This is a genomic window from Paenibacillus sp. IHBB 3054, assembly GCF_051594305.1.
In the GTDB taxonomy this organism is placed as follows: Bacteria; Bacillota; Bacilli; order Paenibacillales; family Paenibacillaceae; genus Paenibacillus_AQ.
Genome location: NZ_JBOFBG010000042.1, coordinates 13,003 through 34,593, shown reverse-complemented (window position 1 = coordinate 34,593; position 21,591 = coordinate 13,003). Strand labels below are relative to the sequence as shown.

The 21,591-nt window shown below is 50.1% G+C and carries 16 protein-coding genes and 1 other annotated feature; of the genes, 11 read left to right on the top strand and 5 right to left on the bottom strand.

Annotated features, from left to right (window positions below; translation table 11 throughout):
• The 5 genes from ACQ76X_RS29880 (at position 1) to ACQ76X_RS29860 (ending at position 7,069) form a co-directional block, all read left to right on the top strand.
• Positions 1-669: a hypothetical protein gene (locus ACQ76X_RS29880; RefSeq protein ID WP_342439756.1), complete on the top strand. Its 669-nt coding sequence runs from the start codon at positions 1-3 to the stop codon at positions 667-669.
• Positions 670-1,290: 621 nt separating this feature from the next.
• Positions 1,291-3,177 (top strand): glucose PTS transporter subunit IIA, encoded by a 1,887-nt coding sequence (locus tag ACQ76X_RS29875; protein ID WP_438497406.1) that lies wholly within the window; start codon positions 1,291-1,293, stop codon positions 3,175-3,177.
• Positions 3,174-4,940, top strand: a complete 1,767-nt coding sequence (ptsP, locus tag ACQ76X_RS29870) for a phosphoenolpyruvate--protein phosphotransferase (RefSeq protein WP_438497404.1) — start codon at positions 3,174-3,176, stop codon at positions 4,938-4,940. The genes ACQ76X_RS29875 and ptsP overlap by 4 nt, the downstream gene beginning before the upstream one ends.
• Before the next feature lie 193 nt (positions 4,941-5,133).
• Positions 5,134-5,667, top strand: a complete 534-nt coding sequence (locus ACQ76X_RS29865) for a sigma-70 family RNA polymerase sigma factor (protein ID WP_438497403.1) — start codon at positions 5,134-5,136, stop codon at positions 5,665-5,667.
• Positions 5,657-7,069 (top strand): hypothetical protein, encoded by a 1,413-nt coding sequence (locus ACQ76X_RS29860; protein WP_438497401.1) that lies wholly within the window; start codon positions 5,657-5,659, stop codon positions 7,067-7,069. Before ACQ76X_RS29865 ends, ACQ76X_RS29860 begins: the two co-directional genes overlap by 11 nt.
• An 84-nt stretch (positions 7,070-7,153) precedes the next feature.
• On the opposite strand, the gene ACQ76X_RS29855 is transcribed toward ACQ76X_RS29860, so the two are convergent.
• Positions 7,154-7,678 carry a type 1 glutamine amidotransferase domain-containing protein gene (locus ACQ76X_RS29855; protein WP_038590459.1) on the bottom strand — a complete coding sequence of 175 codons (525 nt, stop codon included), beginning with the start codon at positions 7,676-7,678 and terminating at the stop codon, positions 7,154-7,156.
• A 213-nt stretch (positions 7,679-7,891) separates the two neighbouring features.
• Between ACQ76X_RS29855 and ACQ76X_RS29850 the strand changes: the two genes are divergently transcribed.
• The 3 genes from ACQ76X_RS29850 (at position 7,892) to ACQ76X_RS29840 (ending at position 10,478) form a co-directional block, all read left to right on the top strand.
• Positions 7,892-8,344, top strand: coding sequence for a hypothetical protein (locus tag ACQ76X_RS29850; protein ID WP_076112052.1), 453 nt, complete (start codon positions 7,892-7,894; stop codon positions 8,342-8,344).
• Between the two features lie 334 nt (positions 8,345-8,678).
• On the top strand, positions 8,679-9,689 hold the full coding sequence (gene ccpA / locus ACQ76X_RS29845; protein ID WP_038590464.1) for a catabolite control protein A: 1,011 nt from the start codon (positions 8,679-8,681) through the stop codon (positions 9,687-9,689).
• A gap of 93 nt (positions 9,690-9,782) precedes the next feature.
• On the top strand, positions 9,783-10,478 hold the full coding sequence (locus ACQ76X_RS29840; protein ID WP_438497398.1) for a 5'-methylthioadenosine/adenosylhomocysteine nucleosidase: 696 nt from the start codon (positions 9,783-9,785) through the stop codon (positions 10,476-10,478).
• A gap of 19 nt (positions 10,479-10,497) precedes the next feature.
• Here the strand turns inward: ACQ76X_RS29840 and ACQ76X_RS29835 are convergent, their stop codons facing one another.
• Positions 10,498-11,130 carry a GNAT family N-acetyltransferase gene (locus ACQ76X_RS29835; protein ID WP_438497396.1) on the bottom strand — a complete coding sequence of 211 codons (633 nt, stop codon included), beginning with the start codon at positions 11,128-11,130 and terminating at the stop codon, positions 10,498-10,500.
• A 161-nt stretch (positions 11,131-11,291) separates the two neighbouring features.
• Between ACQ76X_RS29835 and acsA the strand changes: the two genes are divergently transcribed.
• A complete protein-coding gene (gene acsA, locus ACQ76X_RS29830) occupies positions 11,292-13,016 on the top strand; it encodes an acetate--CoA ligase (RefSeq protein WP_438497394.1) in 1,725 nt (574 codons plus the stop codon).
• 102 nt (positions 13,017-13,118) lie between these two features.
• On the opposite strand, the gene ACQ76X_RS29825 is transcribed toward acsA, so the two are convergent.
• Positions 13,119-16,028, bottom strand: coding sequence for a transglycosylase domain-containing protein (locus ACQ76X_RS29825; protein ID WP_438497392.1), 2,910 nt, complete (start codon positions 16,026-16,028; stop codon positions 13,119-13,121).
• Between the two features lie 137 nt (positions 16,029-16,165).
• Positions 16,166-16,421 (top strand) — a binding site (T-box leader).
• Between the two features lie 68 nt (positions 16,422-16,489).
• Between ACQ76X_RS29825 and tyrS the strand changes: the two genes are divergently transcribed.
• On the top strand, positions 16,490-17,743 hold the full coding sequence (gene tyrS, locus ACQ76X_RS29820; protein ID WP_438497390.1) for a tyrosine--tRNA ligase: 1,254 nt from the start codon (positions 16,490-16,492) through the stop codon (positions 17,741-17,743).
• 22 nt (positions 17,744-17,765) lie between these two features.
• On the opposite strand, the gene ACQ76X_RS29815 is transcribed toward tyrS, so the two are convergent.
• Together ACQ76X_RS29815 and rpsD are read right to left on the bottom strand one after the other, a co-directional pair.
• Complete coding sequence (locus ACQ76X_RS29815) at positions 17,766-18,299, bottom strand: GNAT family N-acetyltransferase (protein WP_438497388.1); 534 nt, start codon at positions 18,297-18,299, stop codon at positions 17,766-17,768.
• Positions 18,300-18,469: 170 nt separating this feature from the next.
• A complete protein-coding gene (rpsD, locus tag ACQ76X_RS29810; protein ID WP_038590482.1) occupies positions 18,470-19,069 on the bottom strand; it encodes a 30S ribosomal protein S4 in 600 nt (199 codons plus the stop codon).
• A gap of 391 nt (positions 19,070-19,460) precedes the next feature.
• On the opposite strand from rpsD, the gene ACQ76X_RS29805 reads away from it, so the two are divergent.
• The gene (locus ACQ76X_RS29805; protein WP_438497386.1) at positions 19,461-21,473 is read left to right on the top strand and encodes a sensor domain-containing diguanylate cyclase; all 2,013 of its coding nucleotides are present in this window, start codon (positions 19,461-19,463) and stop codon (positions 21,471-21,473) included.
• The last annotated feature ends 118 nt before the right edge of the window (positions 21,474-21,591 follow it).

Below are 21,591 nucleotides of genomic sequence, written 5' to 3'. Positions count from 1 at the left end.
ATGGAGTTTGAGGCAGCACATCGTTTATTCATCGAGCAGCATACGTCGGAGAGAAGTGGGGAGCGTAAGGGGAGGCTGGTCAGAGGTCACAATTTTGCGGAGCGGCTGTTTTTGCAGAATGTGTGGTGGCCGCTGTTTGAATCGCTTGAGCATTTGCATCCAGAATATGAAGTTTACGATTGGAACCGCAAATCGCAGTTTCTGGACTTCGCCTTTCTGCCGCAAAATGGGGGCCGGTTCGGGATCGAATGCGACGGCTTTCAAAGTCATGTCAAAGACATGGACCGCGAGAAGTTCAGCTATTCCTTGAACCGCGATAGTTTCCTCACCGGGATGGGCTGGAGGATGCTCCACTTTTCCTTCGACGATGTTCAGCAGCGTCCTGAAGTATGCAGGATGCTCCTGCAGCTGGTACTTGCGCCGTATTTAGCCAGAAAGACGCTAGCCGCAGATATTTTGTCCGAAGAGAAAGAAGTGCTGCGCCTGGCCTGGCGTATCGCTAAACCGCTCCGCCCCAAGGATGTGTGCGACCATTTTCAGATTAACTATCGTACGGCCCGGAGGCTGTTGCAGTCCCTCAGTGACAAAGGATTACTCAAACCGGTAAATTCAAAGCAGAGGGTGCGGTTCTACGAAGTAAAAGCAATGCAGGCTGATCAAATATGGTAAGTGGATAGGGAAATGAAAAGCAAATTTAAGTAATCTTGACTGCACTCTTGCATGCAGTCTGATTGAGGTACAGGTGGAATTAAGGAACTAAGTGAGGTTTGGTTGAATAGCAGGATAAAAATAGAATATATGTACTTCATGCAACTAAATGATGCTAAAAGTTCCTTTTTTGAAGTTTAGCTGCGCTTGGTACAACTAAAAGTTGCTAAATGGCTCCTTGGAGCAGGAAATGCGATTTGTAGATGTATAAAGTGCAGTTAAACTAATATTACTGTTTGAAAGTGCTGTTTTAGTTGTACAGAATACACTTAAGAGGCTGAAGTAGCTGAAGTAGCTGAAGTAGCTGAAGTAGCTGAAGTAGCTGAAGTAGCTGGAGTAGCTGGAGTAGCTGGATTGATTCCCCATGCCCACGCATGCTCGCTAATGATCGTTATAATGCCTTATAGGGCCTACTTCTCTGTTTCCTTCACAGCAGCGAACACCACATCCAGACCACACTAAATTACGAATAAAGTTTCCCATAATCACGGGAACCGTGGTATCCTAATTCTTGCCGCATTCTTTTGACAAAAGCTGTCGCAGCGCGTACCATTCAATATAGAATGAAAGGAGAGGGTCACCTTGAATTGGCTCGGATCATTGCAGCAGTTGGGCAGAGCCATAATGCTTCCTACCATGGTGCTTCCGGCGGCCGCCATCCTGCTTAGTCTGGGCAGCTTACCGTGGTCTGCATGGGGACTTTCTTCGGTATCCGAAGTGACTACATATGCGGGGCAGGGAATATTTTATTTCATGCCTTATTTGTTTGCTGTCGGCGTAGCGTGGGGGTTGTCCAATCAAGCCGGACCGGCTGGGCTGGCTGCACTGGCGGGAATGTTCACTTATGACCGGATTGTTACCCATATGGGGAACGGGGATATTCAGCCTGCTACATTAATCGGAATCATACTCGGGATTGTCGCCGGCGTGGCGCATAACCGGTTTAAAAATATCAAGCTTCCAGAAGCCATACAATTCTTCGGAGGTTCACGGTTTGTTCTGCTGTTCATGGGCCTGTTCTCGGCCTTATTCGCTTGGGTGATGCTCGGCGTTTCTCCGCTGCTTCAGCAAGGGCTGGACGTGCTTTTCCGGGATATACAGGCGACCGGCGGATATGGCGTGTTTGTCTACGGGGTGCTTTACAGGGTGCTTACGGCCTTTGGCCTCCATCATATTCTAAATAATGTGTTCTGGTTTCAGCTGGGGAGCTTTGCTACTCCTGACGGCAGCGCGGTCGTCCAGGGGGATTTGCCGCGGTTTTTTGCGGGAGATCCTACTGCGGGCATCTTTATGGCCGGGCTTTTTCCGATCATGATGTTCGCATTGCCGGCGATTGCCTTAGCTATTATTCAGGAAGCGCGGGAGGATTTGAAGCCGAAGATCCGCAAAACTTTTTTGCGTGCCGCAATGGTCTGCTTTTTGACCGGTGTGTCGGAGCAAATTGAGTTCGCTTTCCTGTTCGCTTCGCCATATTTATTCGCGCTGCACGTAGTCATGTCCGGTCTTGCGATGGTGCTGACCTATTCGCTTGGCATCCATCATGGATTCTCTTATTCGGCAGGGGTCATTGACTTTATCCTCAACCTGCACCTGTCGCAGCGCGCCTGGCTGCTGATCCCGATCGGGATCGGTTATGGGATTGTCTATTATAACGTGTTCCGCTGGGCGATCCGCCGTTTCCAGATTCCGACACCGGGGCGTGAGGAAGGCTCTGAACTGGGCGACTGGGCAGGGAATATCCCGTATCAGGCTCCGCTTATTCTGGAGGCGCTCGGGGGCAAAGAGAACATCGTACAAGTTCAGGCTTGCATCACCCGTTTAAGATTAACTGTGCATAATGACCGATTCATTGATACCGGGGCGCTCAAGGGATTGGGCTCGGCCGGAATTATAAAGCTGGGCGGCGGGAACGTGCAGGTGGTATTCGGCACCTACTCAGAGCTGATCCGTGAGGAGATTGACAAGCTGATGCTTCGTGATCTGCCGCAGGTGCTGTTCAGTTCTCCAATGCAGGGCCGAATGATGCCGATTGAGGAAGTGCCGGACCATATTTTCGCCGCGAAGCTGGTTGGGGACGGGGTGGCCTTTTTCCCGGACAAAGGGGAGCTGGTCTCACCCGTGTTTGGCAAGGTGATGCATGTGTACCCTACAATGCACGCAGTGGGCATCTCAACGCCCGAAGGGCTGGAGGTGCTTATGCATATCGGTATCGACACTTCACAGCTTAAGGGGCCATTTGAGGCGCTTGTGCAGGAAGGGGACAGTGTGGAGCCGGGCCAGTTGCTGGTGAGATTCGATATTACCTTTTTGCGTGAACATGCGGCTTCGCTTGCTACACCGATGGTGATTACCAATCCTGACCGTGTGAAATCCTGGAGCTATGCTCCATTTAAAACTGTGAAAAAGGGGCAATCGTCCGTAATGTCCGTGGTATTACATGAAAGCAATGTTGGAGGGATTGAAGCATGATACAAGGCATAGGCGCTGCAGCAGGTGTTGCCATCGGGAAGGCCTTTGTCTTGCCGAACTGGGAATGGAGCCTGCCGGATACGCAGGTAAATCCGGTGGATCTGGCCAAGGAATTTGAGCGTTTATACGAAGGAATCCGCACCTCGAAAGATGAAATTGAGTTTATCAAAAGAGAATTCAGGGAAGTCGTGGGGCCGGAGGAATCGAGTATTTTTGACGCCCATCTGGCAATTCTGGATGATCCCCTGTTCATGAGTGAAATCCGTGGCATTATCGAACGCCAATACAAGGCGGCTGAAGTGGCGGTCAAGGAAGCCATTGACCATTTTGTAGCGATGTTTGATCTGCTGGACGATGAATATATGAAAGAGCGGGCAGTTGATATCAAGGATGTCGGCAACCGTCTGCTAAAGCATTTGCTGGGTGCACCCGAGGTAACTCTGCCGTCTGATACACAGCCCTATATACTGGTGGCGAAGGAGTTATCTCCCTCTCAGTTGGTTCATTTGAATCCGGTCTATGTGCTGGGTATTGTCACCATGATGGGCGGCAAAACTTCCCATTCCTCCATAATGGCCCGGGCGCTTGGGATTCCGCTGGTGGCTGGCTTGGAGAACAAGCTGCCCACTCCGATCCAGACTGGAGATCTGCTGGTGCTCGATGGTGAAACCGGGATTCTGCAGCTTCATCCGGACGAGCTTACGGTAAGAGACTATGCAGCGAGACGTGATAAGCAACAGCGTAAGAGAGAGCAGCTGGAGCTGCTCGCTACAGTGGAGGCCATCACCAAAGACGGTGTATCTCTGCGGCTGGCCGGTAACATCAGCTCGGTCAAAGAGCTGGATATGGCGCTGAAGTACGGAGCGGAGGGCGTTGGTTTGTTCCGTACAGAATTTTTGTACATGGACCGTCATTCCTTCCCGACGGAAGAAGAGCAGTTTGAGGTCTATAAGCTTGTCGCCGAAAAGGTTGGCAGCAACACCGTTGTAATCCGTACCTTGGATATCGGGGGAGACAAGCATCTGGATTATTTCCAGCTTCCTGACGAGCAGAACCCATTCCTGGGCTACCGCGCCATTCGGATCAGTCTCGACCGTAAAGATATGTTCAAAACACAGCTGACTGCGATCCTGCGTGCCAGCCACTACGGCAATGTGAAGTTGATGTTCCCGATGATTTCCTCCGTAGAAGAAGTACAAGCTGCCAAAGCGGTACTGAACGAGGTCAAGGCAGAGCTGGACGAGCAAGACATTCCGTATAACCGCAATGTACCGGTAGGCATCATGATTGAGGTTCCGGCTGCCGTTATGATCGCGGATCTGCTGGCGGAAGAAGTGGACTTTTTCAGCATTGGGACAAATGATCTGGTGCAATATGTGCTGGCTGTTGACCGGATGAATGAACAGATCGCCCATATGTATCACCCTTATCATCCAGCGGTATTGCGCATGATTCGGATGACAGTGGAAGCTGCGCGGCAAGTAGGCATCGGTGTGAGTATTTGCGGTGAAATGGCTGCCGATGAACGGTCTCTGCCGCTCTGGCTGGAGCTGGGAATCAGCGAGCTGAGCATGTCGCCGCAGGCCTTGCTGCGGGTGAAGCACCGTACACTGAACACACTGTCGTCGGAAGCCAGAGAGATGGCCAAAGCATGTTTCCGGCACCGTACCAGTCTGCAGACGGAAGAGATGCTGAGCGCATTTGTAGGACGGAGCGGCTTATCGCTGAGTACGCCTGGAGATTCGAATGAGAAGACATCCTAGTCTTAGGCAATCAGAATAATATTCGATGAAGTGAAGGGTCCGGCGAACGCGCCGGACTTTTTGCGTTACTGGTCTTGAACCGCCATTTATAAAAAAAGTAAAACCGTTTTTCCCTTGGGAGAGTCAGTATAGATGAAAGTACAAAAAGGCGCTTTTTGAGGCTGCTGTATGAGGGAGGCAAAGCAAGCGGAGAATGGAAAATCTAATGGAGGTTGAACGGGTCCAGTTCGGTGATGAGAGTGGACAGGCTTTTATCCGGCTCGTATCAGAGCAAAAGAAAATACTATACGGGATCGCTTTCAGTTACTTCCGCAGTGAGTCAGATGCACTCGAAATGCTGCAGGAAGCTACGTACCGGGCGTGGAGCAAACGTAAAAGCCTCAAAGATCCGGAACGGTTTGCACCTTGGGTGACACGAATTCTGATCAACTGCTGCAACGATGAACTGAAGCGGAGAAAACGGTTAGTTTCCGTAGAGCCTGCAAGTGCAGGCAGTACTGGAGTGATGGAAATGACCAGTGACCGCAAGCTGGACATGGAGCAAGCCCTTGACAGTGTGAAATTCAAATACCGTCAGGTGCTTGTGCTGAAATATTACCGTGATATGACACTTACAGAGATTGCTGAAGTACTCGGCAAGCCGGAGGGGACGGTCAAGACCTGGCTGAATAAGGGCTTAAAGCAGCTGCGTGACAAAATGAAAGGGGGACTTGTACATGGCCGGTAGCGAGGAGAATATGCTGAAGGAATATTTTGACGGGTTGTCTGGGCAGGTAGAGGAGACATCGGAGATCAAATTGAATACGGCGATACGCAGCGGGATGTCTGGACCCCGACGTTACCGTATATCAGCAGGCAAGCGCTATTCGATCGGTCTAGCGGCGGTATTAGCAATTGTGATGTTGTTTGCCTTCCCTTGGATCGGTAAGCAGGCAGAGCCGCAAAATGCCCAGAGTCCGCTGGTATCAGCCCAGAGCAGCAATGCATTTGAGGCATACCGTAAAGTGGCAAGCAGCAATATTACGGTATCGTCGGCAATCGATGCGGGATTAGTACAGCGCATCAGCGGTGCTTCAGCACAGCAGAATGGGTACGTGCTAACGGTGGATGGGATCGCCGCCGACCGCAAGGGAATCCTCATATTGTATTCGCTGCAAAACAATACGAGCCGTAAGTCGCAGGTGAACCGTCTGCAGCTTGCGGGTGAAGGATATTCAGCCGTGAACTATCCTAACGGGTGGTCTCCTAAAGATGTGCAGCAAGGTATTACCCTCGGTTATGAGGTATTGCAGTGGGGCGGCGATTTCAGGTCACTGCCTGATCAGATCACATTCGAACTGAATCTTGGTGAGAAGACACAAACAGCTACTTCAAGTGGAGTAAAGCCTTTGGCACAACTGTCTGTACCGATCACCCTTGATCACGATAAAATGGCCAAAACAGGAGAACTCATCCGTGTAGACCGTACTCTGACCATTGCAGGACAAGAGGTCGATGTCAATGAGGTATATATTTCAACAACCGGTATTTATGTGGAAGAGGAGTATAATCCGCAGAATTCAAAGCAAATTTTCGCACTGCTTAATCCCAGAATGTTATTAGGCAGTGAAGATCAATTTATGAGTCTAAGTTCATTCCGTACACTAGTTGTAGAAGGCAAGAAGAGTCTGGTATTTGCAAATGATAACAATTCCAAGCAGCCGCTCAGACTGCAGATTGACGGAATTCATGCGCTGGCCAAGGATGCAACGGAATTGATTATCGACACAGAGAAGCAGCAGATTATTAAAGCACCCGATAAAAATTTGAAAGTCTCCGTAAACAGTACTGCAGAAGGTTCCACCATGATTCTGGAATATTATTCACCGTCACCAAAGACCAGATTTTCTGATTCAATAATTCTGCTGTTAAACGATGAGTTTAAGGATGCCTCAGGCCAGGTGTACTCCACCATTATGTCCGATATCAGTATTCCGGCGCGCAAGGAGTCATCAGACAAGGCGGCCTTACCGCCAACATTGTATTATTATGCTTTAGGCAAAGCAAAGCTTCCTCAGCCATTGACATTCACTTTGAACGGCTACCCGAATCCGCTGAAGGAAACGGTATCCCTCTCCATCCGCAAATAGCTGCCTTAACGCGGTAACAAGCCCTGCACCTCGGTAAGTTGAGAGGCAGGGCTTATTTATCTTTGTGAGAAGATTGCTTTCAGCTTATTCTCCGGCTAGAGCATCGCAGAAGGCTTTGCCGTAAGGCGGCAGATCCGGCGGCCGGCGGGCGGAAATAATATGCCCGTCAGTAACCACGGGCTCGTCCTTCCAGATGGCTCCCGCGTTTTCCATGTCATCACGGATGCCGGGCGTAGAAGTAACGGTTACGCCTTCCAGGATTTTGGCTGAAATCAGCACCCAGCCTGCATGGCAGATTTGGCCGATCGGCTTCTTGGCTTCATTGAAATCCTGTACCAGCTTTAGTACGGCGCTGTAGCGGCGGATCTTATCGGGCGCCCAGCCTCCCGGTACCAGAATGCCGTCGTAATCGGCTGCGCTGAGCTCATCCCAGGAATATTCAGCTGTGGCGGGAACCCCGTATTTGCCGACATAAGTCTTGTCCTTCGTTAGGCCTGCCAGATGCACTTCGGCTCCTTCTTCTCTTACCCGGTATACGGGATACCAGAGCTCCAAATCTTCGAATTCATCGTCTACAAGTGCGATGACCTTTTTACCGGCCAGTCTCATGTTCAGCAGCTCCTTTCAGGAATGTGATTCTTGTCCTGTACATTCTATCAAATTTGAAATATGAAGTCATCTTACGGGATTGAAAACACTGGGTTAATTGCCAAATAAATCTTTATATGCAAATCAGCAGGGATTATGGAGAGAGAGGTCGAATATAGCTATTGAAAAGGCGGACTCTCGTGTTGTTTCAATATTATTCCTGAGGTGTGGGAGATGAAAAAAGACAATCTGGTAAAGAAGACATGCGGCTGCGGCGGAGTTATGACTATACATATGCATACATTGATTTATAGCGGTAAGATAAAGATTACCCATGTTCCGGTCTACACCTGCGGAGTATGTGCCCGTTACGAACCCTTGCCCTTTATCAAACGGGATCTGGGCGAACTGATCGGTGAGATGGGGGAGCATCCAGCCAAACTCCATCTTTCTCTTGCTGACAGAAATGAATGGGCCAATGTGCTGAAGGAAACTTTCTCCTCGGGCTTTTTCCACGGCGGTATCTCTGAGCTGGAAGAGAGCATTCGCTCAGCTATTCAAAGCCGTATTGATCTGTTGCTTGATGTCTATCGCGTTGCCGGGGATCTGGCTGACCTGAAATGGATGGAAGAAACGGCTCAAAGACTGTCACAATTGACGTTACAATGTACAAAAAGCGCCAAATGAAAATTTTTTCTGCAAAATCAATGAAAATTTTTCACGAATGTTGGATTTTTCACGCGCTTTTTGTTACGATAGTACTAGGTTAGTTGAATTGTGGCAGTGCGGATGAGAACTATTGCTGATTTCCACCCCTTCCCTGGCTGCTGATATTTCAGTTTTGCGAGTGGAAAGCTATATTGAAGCATTAGTGAATACAGCTCGCGTCAGGATGATGTGTTCAGCCTTTGAAAGAATTTTGAAAGGAAAATGAAGCGTTATCATTGCACAATTGTACAAAGTGTCGTATCATAATTTTAATTAGTCGAACGATAAAATTTATCGCAATGGAGAGAGTAATTTGACGGTAACCATTTACGATGTAGCTCGAGAAGCAGGCGTATCTATGGCTACGGTATCACGGGTTGTGAATAATAACCCCAATGTGAAACCGCAGACTCGGAAGAAGGTTTTTGAAGCGATTGAGCGTTTGGGCTATCGTCCAAATGCCGTGGCGAGAGGACTCGCCAGCAAGAAAACGACAACTGTTGGGGTTGTCATCCCCGATATCTCAAACTCGATTTTTGCTGAAATTGCACGCGGGATTGAAGATATCGCCAATATGTATCATTACAATATTATTCTGTGTAACGCAGACAAGCGCAAAGAGAAGGAAATCCGGGTCATCAACACCCTGCTTGAGAAACAAGTGGACGGGCTGCTCTTCATGGGCGGAACAGTGACGGAAGAACATATCCAAGCCTTCCAGACTTCTGCCGTACCGATTGTTCTTTGCGCAACGCGTGATGAGAAGGGAACCTATCCTTCGGTTGATATCGATCATGAGAATGCTGCATTTGACGCTGTCAACACACTTATCCGCCACGGTCATCGTGAGATTGCAATGATCAGCGGAACGCTGCAGGATCCTGCAAACGGTTATGCACGTTTCCATGGCTATAAGAAAGCACTGGAAGCTGCAGGTATTGAGTATCAGGAGGATCTCGTGCGAATCGGTAATTACCGGTACGAATCCGGTGTCGAAGCCATGAAGTACTTCCTGGGCCTTAAGAAGAAACCAACTGCGATCTTTGCCGCAACAGATGAAATGGCAATTGGCGCCATTCACAGCATCCAGGATGAAGGCCTTAAGGTGCCGGATGATTTCTCGATCATCAGTGTGGATAACATCCGCATGGCTTCAATGGTTCGCCCTCTATTAACGACTGTAGCACAGCCAATGTATGACCTGGGAGCGGTAGCTATGAGACTGCTCACGAAGCTGATGAAGAAGGAAACCGTTGAGAATCCGCGCGTCATTCTGCCGCATGAAACGATTCTCCGCTTGTCCGTCAATCATGTGAACAAATAATACTGGCTTACAAGTAGCATATAAGATCATAAAAAGCTCCTTTTGGGGCTTTTTATGCTGTATACATATAATTAATGATCAGGAGGAGTACCGATGAGTGAAGTGTTCGGATTAATCGGAGCCATGGATGAAGAAATTAAACTGCTGCTGGAGAGTATGGATAATAGGGTGACAACGGTTAAGGCAGGCATAAAGTACTACACAGGGACGGTGTTTGGCAAGTCGGCTGTTTTGTGCAAATCAGGGGTAGGCAAAGTTAACGCTGCGGTCACGACGCAAATTCTGCTGGACAGCTTCGGCGTCTCGCGGGTATTGTTCACAGGAGTAGCAGGTGCAGTTCATCCTGGACTGAACATCGGTGATATCGTGATTTCTTCGCAGTGTATTCAGCATGATATGGATGTATCTGCATTGGGATACCCCAGAGGGGTTATTCCTTATCAGGAGATTTCCGCCTTTCCGGCAGATCAAACACTGGTGCAGCTTGCTGAACAAGCCTGTCATGACCTTAAGCAGCAATCCGTGACCGGAGTTGTGTTGTCCGGTGATCAATTTATAGCCAGTGCGGAGTTGGTCGCCAAGCTGCGGCTGGAGCTGAACGGCGCCTGCGCCGAGATGGAAGGGGCTGCTGTTGCACAGGTGTGCTTCATGAATGAAATACCCTTTGTCATCCTACGTTCAATGTCAGATAAGGCTGACGGGTCGGCGAATGTCAATTATCACGAATTCACAGTAGAGGCTTCCGAGCGTTCCCATGCCATACTTGAATATATGCTGAAGGCAATGTGATTAGGCAGAGCAGACAATCCTAATACATAAAGCGCTGTCTGAAGCGCACTCTGTCGAAGGTTTCCTGAGATGACATCGGAACTTCCCGTCCGATACGGACCATAAGGCAGTTGGCCGGATGAGAGCAGATTTCCGGATCATCCGTAGCATACCATACCATATCTACGGTCTTCATCAGCTTCTCCATCATTTTCCGGTAGGCCCATACATCAAGCCCGCTGCCTTTCAGGTCCCAGTGCCAGTAATATTCCGTGGTGTATACGATGCAGTTCTCCAACTGCTCCCGCTCAAAGGCGGTGGAAATCAACAGCTTGCCAAGCCCGCTCCCTCTATACCCGTTAGCCACCTCTACAGCCCCCAGCTCAATGAGATCCATCATTCCCCCCTGTGACCAAAGCTCCAATTCATCCGGATAGTGAAAGGTAACATAGCCTATAACAGTTTGGTCCTCGACAGCGGCGATCACCCGCCCCTCAGGCAGGCCTGCGATGTCTATGAGTGCTTCCAGCTGTTCGCTTGGTTTGCGGAAGGCATCCAGATCAGGATGCATATGCAGGCCCTCCAGCAGGCCTGGAGATAAAGGTCCACTGACTGTAATGTTCTTGCTGTTATATACAAAGGTATGGGAAACGTGGATTTTGCGGTGCTCCATGAATGGGCTCCCTTCGCTTAACTAAAATATGGAATGTAATCGCTTGCTGTGATATACTAATTCCGACATAAAAACTTCACATTTAATACATTGACAGGATTTTCATGGAAATCAATCTCGCCCTTAAAGCTTAAATCAAACTAGTAAGGGAGGCAAGAGTAATGGGGCAAGTCCACAGCGAAATTTTGCCGGGCCGCGTGCAAAACGCAAATATGGCGGATTATTCCCAGGCAGTCAGCGAATTCCGGTGGGAGGATGTAGAGAGGGACTTCTCCTGGTATAATACCGGCAAGGTAAATATGGCCCATGAAGCCGTGGACCGTCATGTGCTGGAAGGCCGTGGGGCGTCAACCGCCTTGCTTTACAGCGATTCTTCGAGAGAGGAAAGATATACCTTCTCCGATTTGCAGGAACGCTCCAACCGGTTCGGCAACGTTCTGCGCAAGCACGGCATTGGTAAAGGAGACCGTGTGTTTATTTTTATGCCGCGGAAGCCGGAGCTGTATTTCAGTCTGCTGGGTATTCTCAAGATCGGAGCAGTGGCTGGTCCGCTATTCGAGGCATTTATGGAAACGGCGGTTAAGGACCGGCTTGAGGACAGCGGCGCAGTGGCGCTGGTGACTACGCCGGAGCTGCTACACCGGGTGAAGCAGAGTGAGCTGCCGGAACTGCGCCATATTATTGTTGTCGGCGGTGCAACCGATGTGGAGCAGGGGATACTGGGCTTTGAACAAGAGATGGTGGCAGCTTCAGCTGAACTTGAGCCCGAGTGGCTCAGTTTGGATGACGGGCTGATTATGCATTACACCTCGGGCTCCACAGGTAAACCCAAAGGTGTCTATCATGTACAAAGAGCAATGATCCAACACTATTATAGCGGCAAAATCGTACTGGACCTGCAGCCTGACGATGTCTATTGGTGTACGGCTGATCCAGGCTGGGTCACCGGCACTTCTTATGGCATCTTTGCCCCTTGGCTGAACGGAGTAACCAATGTGGTGCGGGGCGGGCGTTTCAGCCCGCAGGACTGGTACAAGACGATTGAGCGTTTCGCCGTTACTGTATGGTACAGTGCACCTACCGCATTCCGCATGCTGATGGGAGCAGGGGAGGCTAGCCTGGAGGGCATCGACCTAAGCAGCTTGCGCCATGTGCTGTCCGTAGGGGAGCCGTTAAATCCGGAAGTTGTCCGCTGGGGTGACAAATTCTATCATCAGCGCATTCATGATACGTGGTGGATGACAGAGACAGGCGCGCAGTTAATCTGCAATTACCCGCGGATGGATATTAAGCCGGGTTCCATGGGACGTCCGCTGCCGGGCATTGAAGCAGCGATATTGGATGACCGGGGCAATGTACTGCCGCCTTATTCCATGGGGAATCTTGCGATTCGAACCCCCTGGCCGTCCATGATGGGCGCCATTTGGAACAATAAGGCCAAATACGACGAGTATTTCCGGATTCCCGGATGGTATATCTCGGGTGACTCAGCCTACATGGATGAGGATGGTTATTTTTGGTTCCAGGGCCGGATAGATGATGTAATCAATTCCTCTGGTGAACGGATTGGTCCATTTGAGGTGGAAAGCAAGCTGGTAGAGCATCCGGCGGTAGCCGAGGCTGGGGTCATCGGCAAACCTGATGTGCTGCGGGGAGAGATCATCAAGGCGTTTATTTCCTTGCGGGAAGGTTATTACCCGACCACGGAGCTTAAAGAAGAGATCGCCGCTTTTGTCAAAGCCGGTTTATCCGCTCATGCAGCGCCCCGGGAGATCGAATTCAAGGATAAGCTGCCCAAGACACGCTCCGGCAAAATTATGCGCCGGGTGCTGAAAGCCTGGGAGCTGCATCTGCCTGAAGGGGATTTGTCGACCATTGAGGACTAAGCCATACCGGCAGCATAACAAAAAACACCGTTTCCCGCGAATCCGCGGAAACGGTGTTTTTGCTGTTCTGTATGGATCGCCTCAGGCAATCCGCTATAGCGGTTATTGCCCGTTGCCGGTAGCATTTCCTCCGGCAGCGTTACTTCCACTTCCGCTGTCAAGAGGTGTCTCCGTTCCGTTCACAGGCGGAACGATGATCATACCGGGATCTTCGGTGGCACCCGGTATAATCTCCCCTTCCGGCGTTGGTTCTGTCCCCGGCAGTTCAGCCGGAGTAGGCGTCGCTTCGGGAGTCGGGGTAGCACCTCCGGCTACACTGCCGGAAGCTGACTCATGATCGGCCACATCAACGGCAGCCACGTAGAAGGTGGCATTCACACTGGAAGGTGTGCCCGATGAGAAAGCGTTGCCTTCACCGGCTGACAGCACAAGCTGTTTCTTGAATGGGCCTCCGTTCATGGAACGGTACAGCCGGTAGCCTACAACGTCTGATGAGCTGCTAGGCGTAAAGCTGATTACGGCTTTGCCGCTGTTGTAGGACACGTTTACTTCGCCTGGAGCAGCAGGAGCCGTACCGTCGTCGACACGCGGATCAACCTCGGTCGGGAAATCGGTTTTGGCATCAGCCGGCATATAATAGGACAAATCCTTGTGCTCTTTCATTGCAGGGAAAGCAGCGAGCAGCTCCTTGACCAGATCCTGAATAGGCTTCTCGCGTTTCACCACGATTTTCTCCTTCAGGAAATCCTCAGGGGTTCCTTCCAGCGGAATATAATTCACGCCTTTGTATGTGATGTATTTGGCCTTGGATATTCCGTCATCACTTTCCGTCGGTACATACTTGGCATTGAACATGTCTGTAGTAAACCTGTCGGTTAAACTGGTAGGCAGCTTGCCGCTGTATGCCGAAACCGTCTTTTTGACGATGCCGTCAGGCTTACTGAACTCTTTCGTTACGAACAGCTCAGGCCGCTTGGCAATCACAGCATTCATGACCTTGGTCCATAACGTCTGGGCCTGCCGTTTCTGGGCATCTCCCTGGAGCGTATTGATCTGCTCCTTATAGCCAACCCACATTCCGAGAGTGACATCCGGTGAGTAACCCATAAACCACACATCGCCGTAATTCTGGGTAGAACCGGTTTTGCCGACAATCGGCACGTCCTTGAAGTGCTTATAATTCTTTCTGACAGTGCTGGCAGTTCCGTCGGTAATGACTGTGCGCAGCATATCCGTCATGAGGTATGCCGTTTGTTTGGAGTAGACCTGCTCCGGATTGACCTTATGCTGGTAAACGACTTTTCCTTCCGAATCGACGATCTTCTCGATCATGTAGGCATCGGTAAAAGCGCCATTGTTCGCGATGGAGGAGTAGGCATTGGTCAGTTCCTCGACGGATACACCATAACGCAGACCGCCGATTACGCCGGTTTTTGCACTGTAGTCTTCATCTTGGATGGTCGTAATCCCCAGCTTCTTGGAAAAAGCCCAGGCGTCTTCGATGCCAACCTTCTCATTAAACAGCTTGAGCGCAGGAATGTTCAAAGACTTGTTAAGCGCATAGCGGGCGGTAACCAGACCCTGATAACGGTTGTTGGCATTCTTCGGGATGTGGAATCCCTTGGAGCCATCCTTCAGTATGATTGGAGCATCGTCGAGGATGCCGGCAGGCTGGATCAGACCTGCATCAAGTGCAGGCAGATAAGCAGCAATCGGCTTCATGGTCGAGCCCGGCTGACGGACCATCTGCGTAGCATAGTTCATCTGTTCAATGTTGAAGTCCCGGCCTTCGATCATCCCCAGGATGGCTCCGGTCTTATTCTCAATCATCATCCCGGCTGTCTGTTCCTTGCCTCTGGCCTTGCTGTCTTTTGTGAAATTATCACTGTTCTCGGAGATCCTGTGCATAGCGCTGTATACTTTTTTGTCAATCGTAGTGTATACACGGTATCCGCCGGTCATTAGCTTCTGACGGGCTTCCTCCAAAAGCACTGTGTCTTCTACCGAACTCGTGGTATCTTTCGCTTTTTTCTTGTCTTCGTTGATCGACAGTAGGATCTCTGCCGCCTTGCGTTCGGTTTCCAGCATCAAGTAAGGGAATGTAGCATAGGCCTTCTTAGAATGCGGTGCCAGAGAGCCTTTGATGTCAAAGAGGCGCGCTTCATCATACTGGGAGGAAGTGATTTTGTTCTCCTCCAGCATCCGCCGCAGTACGAGCTGCTGGCGCTCCATGGCTCTGTTAAAGGCCGTCTCGTTGAACTCACCCACTCCGTTAAATGCGGAATACTTAGAAGGAAGCTGGGGCAGACCGGCCAAATAGGCAGCCTGTGCAACATTCAGCTTCTCAAGGTCCTCCACACCGAAGATGCCCTTGGATGCGGCTTTGATACCGAACACATTATAACCGTTGGAGCCGTTCCCAAAGGGAACCTTATTGAGATATGCCGTAATAATTTCCTGTTTGGATAAAAAACGTTCAAGCCGCAGGGAGAGCAGGATTTCCTTCACTTTGCGGTCTTCCGTACGGTCCAGATTCAGAAATACACGTCTTGCGAGCTGCTGGGTAAGCGTACTGCCCCCGGTCTGGACCGATTCGTTGAGCAGCTTCTGCTTGACGGCACGAAGGGTACTGCTGAAATCCACTCCTTTATGGTCATAGAAGTTATTGTCCTCTATAGCGAGGACGGCATCAATCACAAGCTGTGGAATATCGTTGAATTCAATTAGCCTGCGGTCTTCTTCGGTGCGAAGCTGACCGATCGGTTGCCCATCCCGGAAATAGGCAAACCCGGTGACGGCGTTCAAGCTGACTTGCTGCTGAATCAATTCTTCGGTGCGCACAGGATCATCTTTCACAATGGAAGTTATGTAGCCTGCCAAGGCACCACCAGCAAACAGAATGCCTAGTATGCCGAGTATAAACATCCACTTTACGACTGAACCGAACCTGCGGAGCCAGGATCTTCGGGGTGGATGCTGTTTTACGGTCTTCTTTTTGTTCTCCTCAACCATCGACGATAATCCTCCTTTTAACGGAACTATTATAGCACAATTTGGCGTATTTGAATGCGCTTCTGCCTGAAAGTCGAATTCATGAGGTGTTGACTTTTTAAAAGGTCCTATGGTATAAGTTTACTCAATTGGATATTCGAAAAGCGTGGAAAGACATCAGTAGAAGGAAAGCCATGTGTTTCAGAGAGCCGGTGGATGGTGCGAACCGGCAGCAGGCCCCTTTGAATTACAGTCTGGAGCTGTCCGGAGGAACTACAAGCGCATTTCGCTTGTTCAGTAGTCCTGGACCGGGTGCAAGCCCGTTATGGCAATGAAGTGAAAGAGAATGCTTGTGCTCCGGCACGGCAAATCTTTAATTAGGGTGGTACCGCGAGCCTCTTACTCGTCCCTTGGGATGAATGAGAGGCTCTTTTTGTGTTCTTTGGAATGATTAGTGTTGAAGAACTGGGAGGAATAAGGAAATGACTTGGGAAGAGCTTTCAATCAGCCAACAGCAGGAAGTCGAGCGTCAGATGGAAGTGATCATGCGCGGTGCCGTGGAAATAGTGCCGGAGGAGGAAATGAAGCGCAAAGTGATCCAATCCGTCGCTGCGGGTATTCCGCTAAACATCAAACTGGGTCTTGATCCGTCGGCGCCGGATATTCACGTGGGACACACCATTGTGATTCATAAGCTGCGCCAGTTCCAGGAACTCGGACATCAGGTGCAGCTGGTCATCGGAGATTTCACCGGACGTATCGGGGATCCTACAGGCAAATCCGAGACACGGAGGCAGCTTAGCGAAGAAGATGTGCAGCGCAATGCCGAGACTTACAAGAAGCAGATTTACAAGATTCTTGACCCGGAGAAAACAAAGATCTTCTGCAACTCGGAATGGCTCAGCCCGATGTCCTTCTCGGATGTTGTAAATCTGGCGGCAAAAGTAACCGTAGCCCGGATGATGGAACGCGACGATTTCTCCAAACGCTTCCAGAGCGGCCAGGCCATCAGCATTCATGAATTTTTCTACCCGTTGATGCAAGGGATGGATTCCGTTGCTCTTAAGACCGACGTGGAGATTGGAGGCACGGACCAGAAGTTCAATGTGCTGATGGGCCGTACACTGCAGAAGGAATATGGCCTGGAACCGCAAGCTGTTATACTGATGCCGCTGCTGGAAGGAATCGACGGTGTGCAGAAGATGAGCAAGAGTCTGGGGAATTACATCGGCATTGATGAAGAGGCTAATGAAATCTATGGCAAGGCGATGTCCGTGCCGGACGAGGTGATGCTGAAATACTACGAAATGGCTACAGATATCAGCAATCAGGAGCTCGCTGCCTTGAAAGCGGGTCTGGCCGACGGGACGGCCCATCCGCGGGATGTCAAAATGCGTCTTTCATATACATTAGTACGAATGTACCATGGAAAAGCAGCCGCGGAGGCCGCGCAGCAGCACTTCATTACAGTGTTCCAGCAGCGTGCGCTCCCGGAGGATATTGAGACAATCGGCATACCGTCTAAAGAGTTGTTGAGCGGCACAATCAAGCTGGTCACGCTGTTAACGCTGCTTGGTTTTGCAGGCTCCAATGGCGAAGCTAAACGTTCGATCCAGCAGGGCTCAGTGAAGCTGAACGGGGTGAAGCAGGAGGATCCGAACGGGGAAATCCAGCCCCAGGAGGGCGACGTTGTCCAGGTAGGCAAGCGGAAGTTTGCCAAATTAACATTAGCTTAGGGGTGATTTTGCATAATGCAGCCTAATCTGCCGAAGCTTCCACTACATAATTCTCTTTAGTTAACTCGTAGTCAACTGAAGATTGCAGCTCCCCGAGCTGATTTCTCCAGGAGTCATGATGAACCGCAACTTTGCGAAAGCCGAGCTTCTCATAGACATGCTGCGCCCTGTAGTTCTTGAGATTGGTATCCAGAATGATTTTTTGAATCTCCATCTGCTTAAACAGGGAGCTGATAAGCATAGTAAGAAACGCACTCCCAAGTCCTTGATTATAGTGGTTGAAGTTGCAGATTTTAATGCCAATCTCTGCACAGTGCCCGGCAAATATTCTAAAGTTCATTTCCCCAATGGGCATACCATCGATTTCCAGGATCCGGCGATGGTCGCAGCCGGCAGCAGTCTGAAGCATATCCAGAGTCTCTTGGACTGTAGTACCGAGACCTTCAGGATATCCGGCATGGGCCATGATCATTCCATCGTTCCACCAGTTGCACAATATTTGCGCATCGTCGGTAGTTGCTTCACGAATGACTAAATTATCTTTTATTAGATGCATTCAGGTTCCTCCGATTCAGTAGTTATCCTGAATTTACCACAGAAGCTAATTCAGAAGGAATGGAAAAGACTTGTTAAATAGAATTATCTCGCCTGGCACAAGAACAAGCATACAAAAAAGCCTCCGGAATTCTCCGGAGGCTTTGCTTTGCATTCGCTGTTCGCGAAATCTTAACGGTTGTAGAACTCGACGATTTGTTTCTCATCGATGTCTTGGGAAAGCTCAGCGCGTTCTGGCAAACGGATGTATTTGCCTTCGAAAGATCCGTCAGCATATTCCAGGTAAGCTGGAAGGTGGGAGCGGTTTTCCAAAGCTTCTTTGATAGAAGTCATAGCGCGGCTTCTTTCGCGAAGTCCGATAACGTCGCCCACGCTTACACGGTAAGAAGCGATGTCGACTTTTTTGCCGTTAACGGTTACGTGTCCGTGGGATACCAACTGACGTGCGCCTGCACGGGAGTTAGCGAAACCAAGACGGTAAACCAGATTGTCCAAGCGGCTTTCGAGCAGGAACATGAAGTTTTCGCCCGCGATACCTTGGATCTTTTGTGCTTTAGTGAAAAGAGTTTTAAACTGCTTTTCGCCCAAGCCGTACATGTGGCGCAGTTTTTGTTTTTCCAAAAGCTGCATTCCGTAGTTACTTACTTTTCTGCGTTGGTTAGCGCCATGCTGTCCTGGTGGGAAAGGGCGTTTCAGGTCTTTGCCTGTACCGCTAAGGGAAATGCCCAGACGGCGGCTGAGTTTGAATTTAGGTCCGGTGTAACGTGCCATGTTATAGTAGACTCCTTTATATTTGAAATTTCATTGTAGGGCCTATTTGCGCCGCAATCCGTATCCGTGAAAGCGTCAAATGGTTTCACACTGCCAGGGAAGTTCAGCCGCTGCCCTGGCAGTAACGAAATGCGTAGAGGGTGACACAACGTTACGCCCAATTAAGACTTGTTACAGTCTTGTTCAACAATAAATATTATATGAAAACAACAGTTAAAGTCAAGTGCATCTTTAAGGAGATTTTGTCTATCTTTGTCGTTAGTTCTTTGGTCCTAAAAAAAATCCCTCAAATCAGGAAAATATAATGCAATACAGGAAAAAAGAGAGTAAAATATAGCTAATTAGATGTTATCGGAAGATTAATAATATGAGACGCAAAGGGGATCCGCTTATGTCAGTTCAGGAAGCATACGGCCGCAAAGACACTCGTATGCTGTTGCAGGACACTATGCAGTCAAGCGGAGATATGATAGATCCCGCCGCATGGCTCAGGGAAACGGATATTGTATCCTATGATTTCCCGTATGCAGCCAATTTGATTGCGGAAAGCTTCGCGGACTGGCGTGGACTGGCTGTCCCTCCCTTCGCGGAATCATGGGACTGGGGTCTGCTGGATTTTGAAGGGAAATGGATTGAACCTTTAGACTCAGGTGCCGGCAGTATCCGAGAGGAGGGCTGGGATGCGCAATGGGCGGAAGCTGCAGGACTAAGCCTGCTTTCCGGAGAGACCAATGCTGCCCCGGAACAGAAGAACGGACAAGCTGTGTACCTCTTGACCTTACCAGTGTTTACCCGAGGTCAACGGGAAATCTTCGCTCTGCTTGCCTGCTCCATGACAGCCGTGGAGTATGAGCAGGGCGGAAAGAATACGGCTGAAGCAATGGCCATGCATTTCCAGACCTGCTTTTACCGCAGGTTTGAGCATGTTTTTGTATCAGATCTAGCGGGAGTGTACCAGCATGCCGAACGGGAAAGCATCCGCCGTTCGCTCCTGTTTCAAATTGTCCAGCGGATGCACGACAACATTGATGTCGACGCCGTTCTAACCGAGGTCATTGAGAGCATTGCTGCGATGTATCCGGGTGCCCGTCTGGAGCTGTTTATGTCACAGGACCACCGCAGCACGCATCCGCAGGTAAAGCCGCTTCCGCTGCTTTGGGATAGTGATGATGTCTGCGCGCGCGCTTTCAAGGATGGCCGGGTAGCACTGCATGCCGGGCGCGAGGACAGTCAGCATGTGGAGGTTGGCCTCCCGCTCGGAGGGAAGCAAGGCGTGTACGGTGTCTTCCATATGATTATGGATAAGCCCGTTTTTTCGGAGGTTGACCTGCGTTTCCTCTCGATGGTTGCAGATACGGCCGGGACAGCGTTTGAGAATGCCAAGCTGTATGAACGCTCCAACCAGCTAATTCGTGAATTGCGTATGAGCAATGAAATGACACAGCGTTTGAACCAAAGCCTGCGGTTGGGTGATATTTTTCAGTATGCCTTTGAAGAACTGCTGGAGATGTTTGCTGCCGATTATTGCTGCATTCTGCATATGAATGAGGAAAAAGGCGGGCTGGAGGCGATTGCCTGCAATCATCTTCCGCTGCGCAATGAACTTATAGAAGTAGGGCAAGGGCTGGGAGGAAATGTCTATACTACAGGCGAGCCGATCATTTTGTCGGATTATTTAAATACGCCGGGACCCTCTTCGAAGCTCATGGACGCAACTTGCTCGCAGTCGCTGATTGCTACTCCCCTTAATGTAGGCGGGGAAGTACGCGGTGCTATTATGCTTGCTCACCGGGAACCATACTTCTTCTCTTATGACAGCTTCAGGCTGCTGCAGGCGATGGCGGGTCACATCGGGCTTGCGGTAGGCAACGCCCGGCTTCATGCTGAGGTACGGTTCCTGGCCAACCGTGACAGTCTCACCGGACTTTATGCCCGTCATTACCTGGATGAGGAGATCAAGGAGAGGCAGACGTCGGACTTCTGCGGCTCTTTGATTGTCGTTGATATTGATCAGTTTAAGACGGTCAACGATACCTACGGCCATCAGAAGGGCGATAAAATTCTGAAGCAGGTGAGCGAAATTGTGAAGTCCTCCATCCGCCAAGGCGATATTGCTGCCAGATGGGGCGGGGAGGAGCTGGCCGTCTATTTGCCGCAGCTGGGGGTGCAGCAGGCTTTTTATGTAGCCGAACGGATCCGCAAGCGGGTAATGGGTGAGACCGAACCTCGTGTTACCGTATCCTGCGGCATCGCGGAATGGAGCTGGACAGATGAACGGGTGAGTGTGGAGTCACTGTTCTACAGGGCCGATATGGCACTTTACGAAGCGAAGAACAACGGCCGCAATCAGGTTGTCATCGATACCAAGAAAGTGGATAGTACGGCAAAGAATCCTCTGGCCTGACGGCGGGGATTCTTTTTTTTGAGATATATATCAAAGTATAAGCCCGGGGAGCAGGGGGAACCTATTAATAATTGTTCACCCGGGTATTTCTACTTGGCCTCGGCTCCGCCTCCGGGTG

Excerpts from the sequence above, each read along its gene's own strand:
- ACQ76X_RS29880 (WP_342439756.1), top strand. The coding sequence starts at position 1 with ATGGAGTTTGAGGCAGCACATCGTTTATTCATCGAGCAGCATACGTCG.
- ACQ76X_RS29865 (WP_438497403.1), top strand. The coding sequence starts at position 5,134 with ATGGAAAATCTAATGGAGGTTGAACGGGTCCAGTTCGGTGATGAGAGT.
- ptsP (WP_438497404.1), top strand. The coding sequence starts at position 3,174 with ATGATACAAGGCATAGGCGCTGCAGCAGGTGTTGCCATCGGGAAGGCC.
- acsA (WP_438497394.1), top strand. The coding sequence starts at position 11,292 with ATGGGGCAAGTCCACAGCGAAATTTTGCCGGGCCGCGTGCAAAACGCA.
- tyrS (WP_438497390.1), top strand. The coding sequence starts at position 16,490 with ATGACTTGGGAAGAGCTTTCAATCAGCCAACAGCAGGAAGTCGAGCGT.
- ACQ76X_RS29825 (WP_438497392.1), bottom strand. The coding sequence starts at position 16,028 with ATGGTTGAGGAGAACAAAAAGAAGACCGTAAAACAGCATCCACCCCGA.
- ACQ76X_RS29815 (WP_438497388.1), bottom strand. The coding sequence starts at position 18,299 with ATGCATCTAATAAAAGATAATTTAGTCATTCGTGAAGCAACTACCGAC.
- ACQ76X_RS29850 (WP_076112052.1), top strand. The coding sequence starts at position 7,892 with ATGAAAAAAGACAATCTGGTAAAGAAGACATGCGGCTGCGGCGGAGTT.
- ACQ76X_RS29840 (WP_438497398.1), top strand. The coding sequence starts at position 9,783 with ATGAGTGAAGTGTTCGGATTAATCGGAGCCATGGATGAAGAAATTAAA.
- ACQ76X_RS29835 (WP_438497396.1), bottom strand. The coding sequence starts at position 11,130 with ATGGAGCACCGCAAAATCCACGTTTCCCATACCTTTGTATATAACAGC.
- ACQ76X_RS29860 (WP_438497401.1), top strand. The coding sequence starts at position 5,657 with ATGGCCGGTAGCGAGGAGAATATGCTGAAGGAATATTTTGACGGGTTG.
- ACQ76X_RS29855 (WP_038590459.1), bottom strand. The coding sequence starts at position 7,678 with ATGAGACTGGCCGGTAAAAAGGTCATCGCACTTGTAGACGATGAATTC.
- rpsD (WP_038590482.1), bottom strand. The coding sequence starts at position 19,069 with ATGGCACGTTACACCGGACCTAAATTCAAACTCAGCCGCCGTCTGGGC.
- ACQ76X_RS29805 (WP_438497386.1), top strand. The coding sequence starts at position 19,461 with ATGTCAGTTCAGGAAGCATACGGCCGCAAAGACACTCGTATGCTGTTG.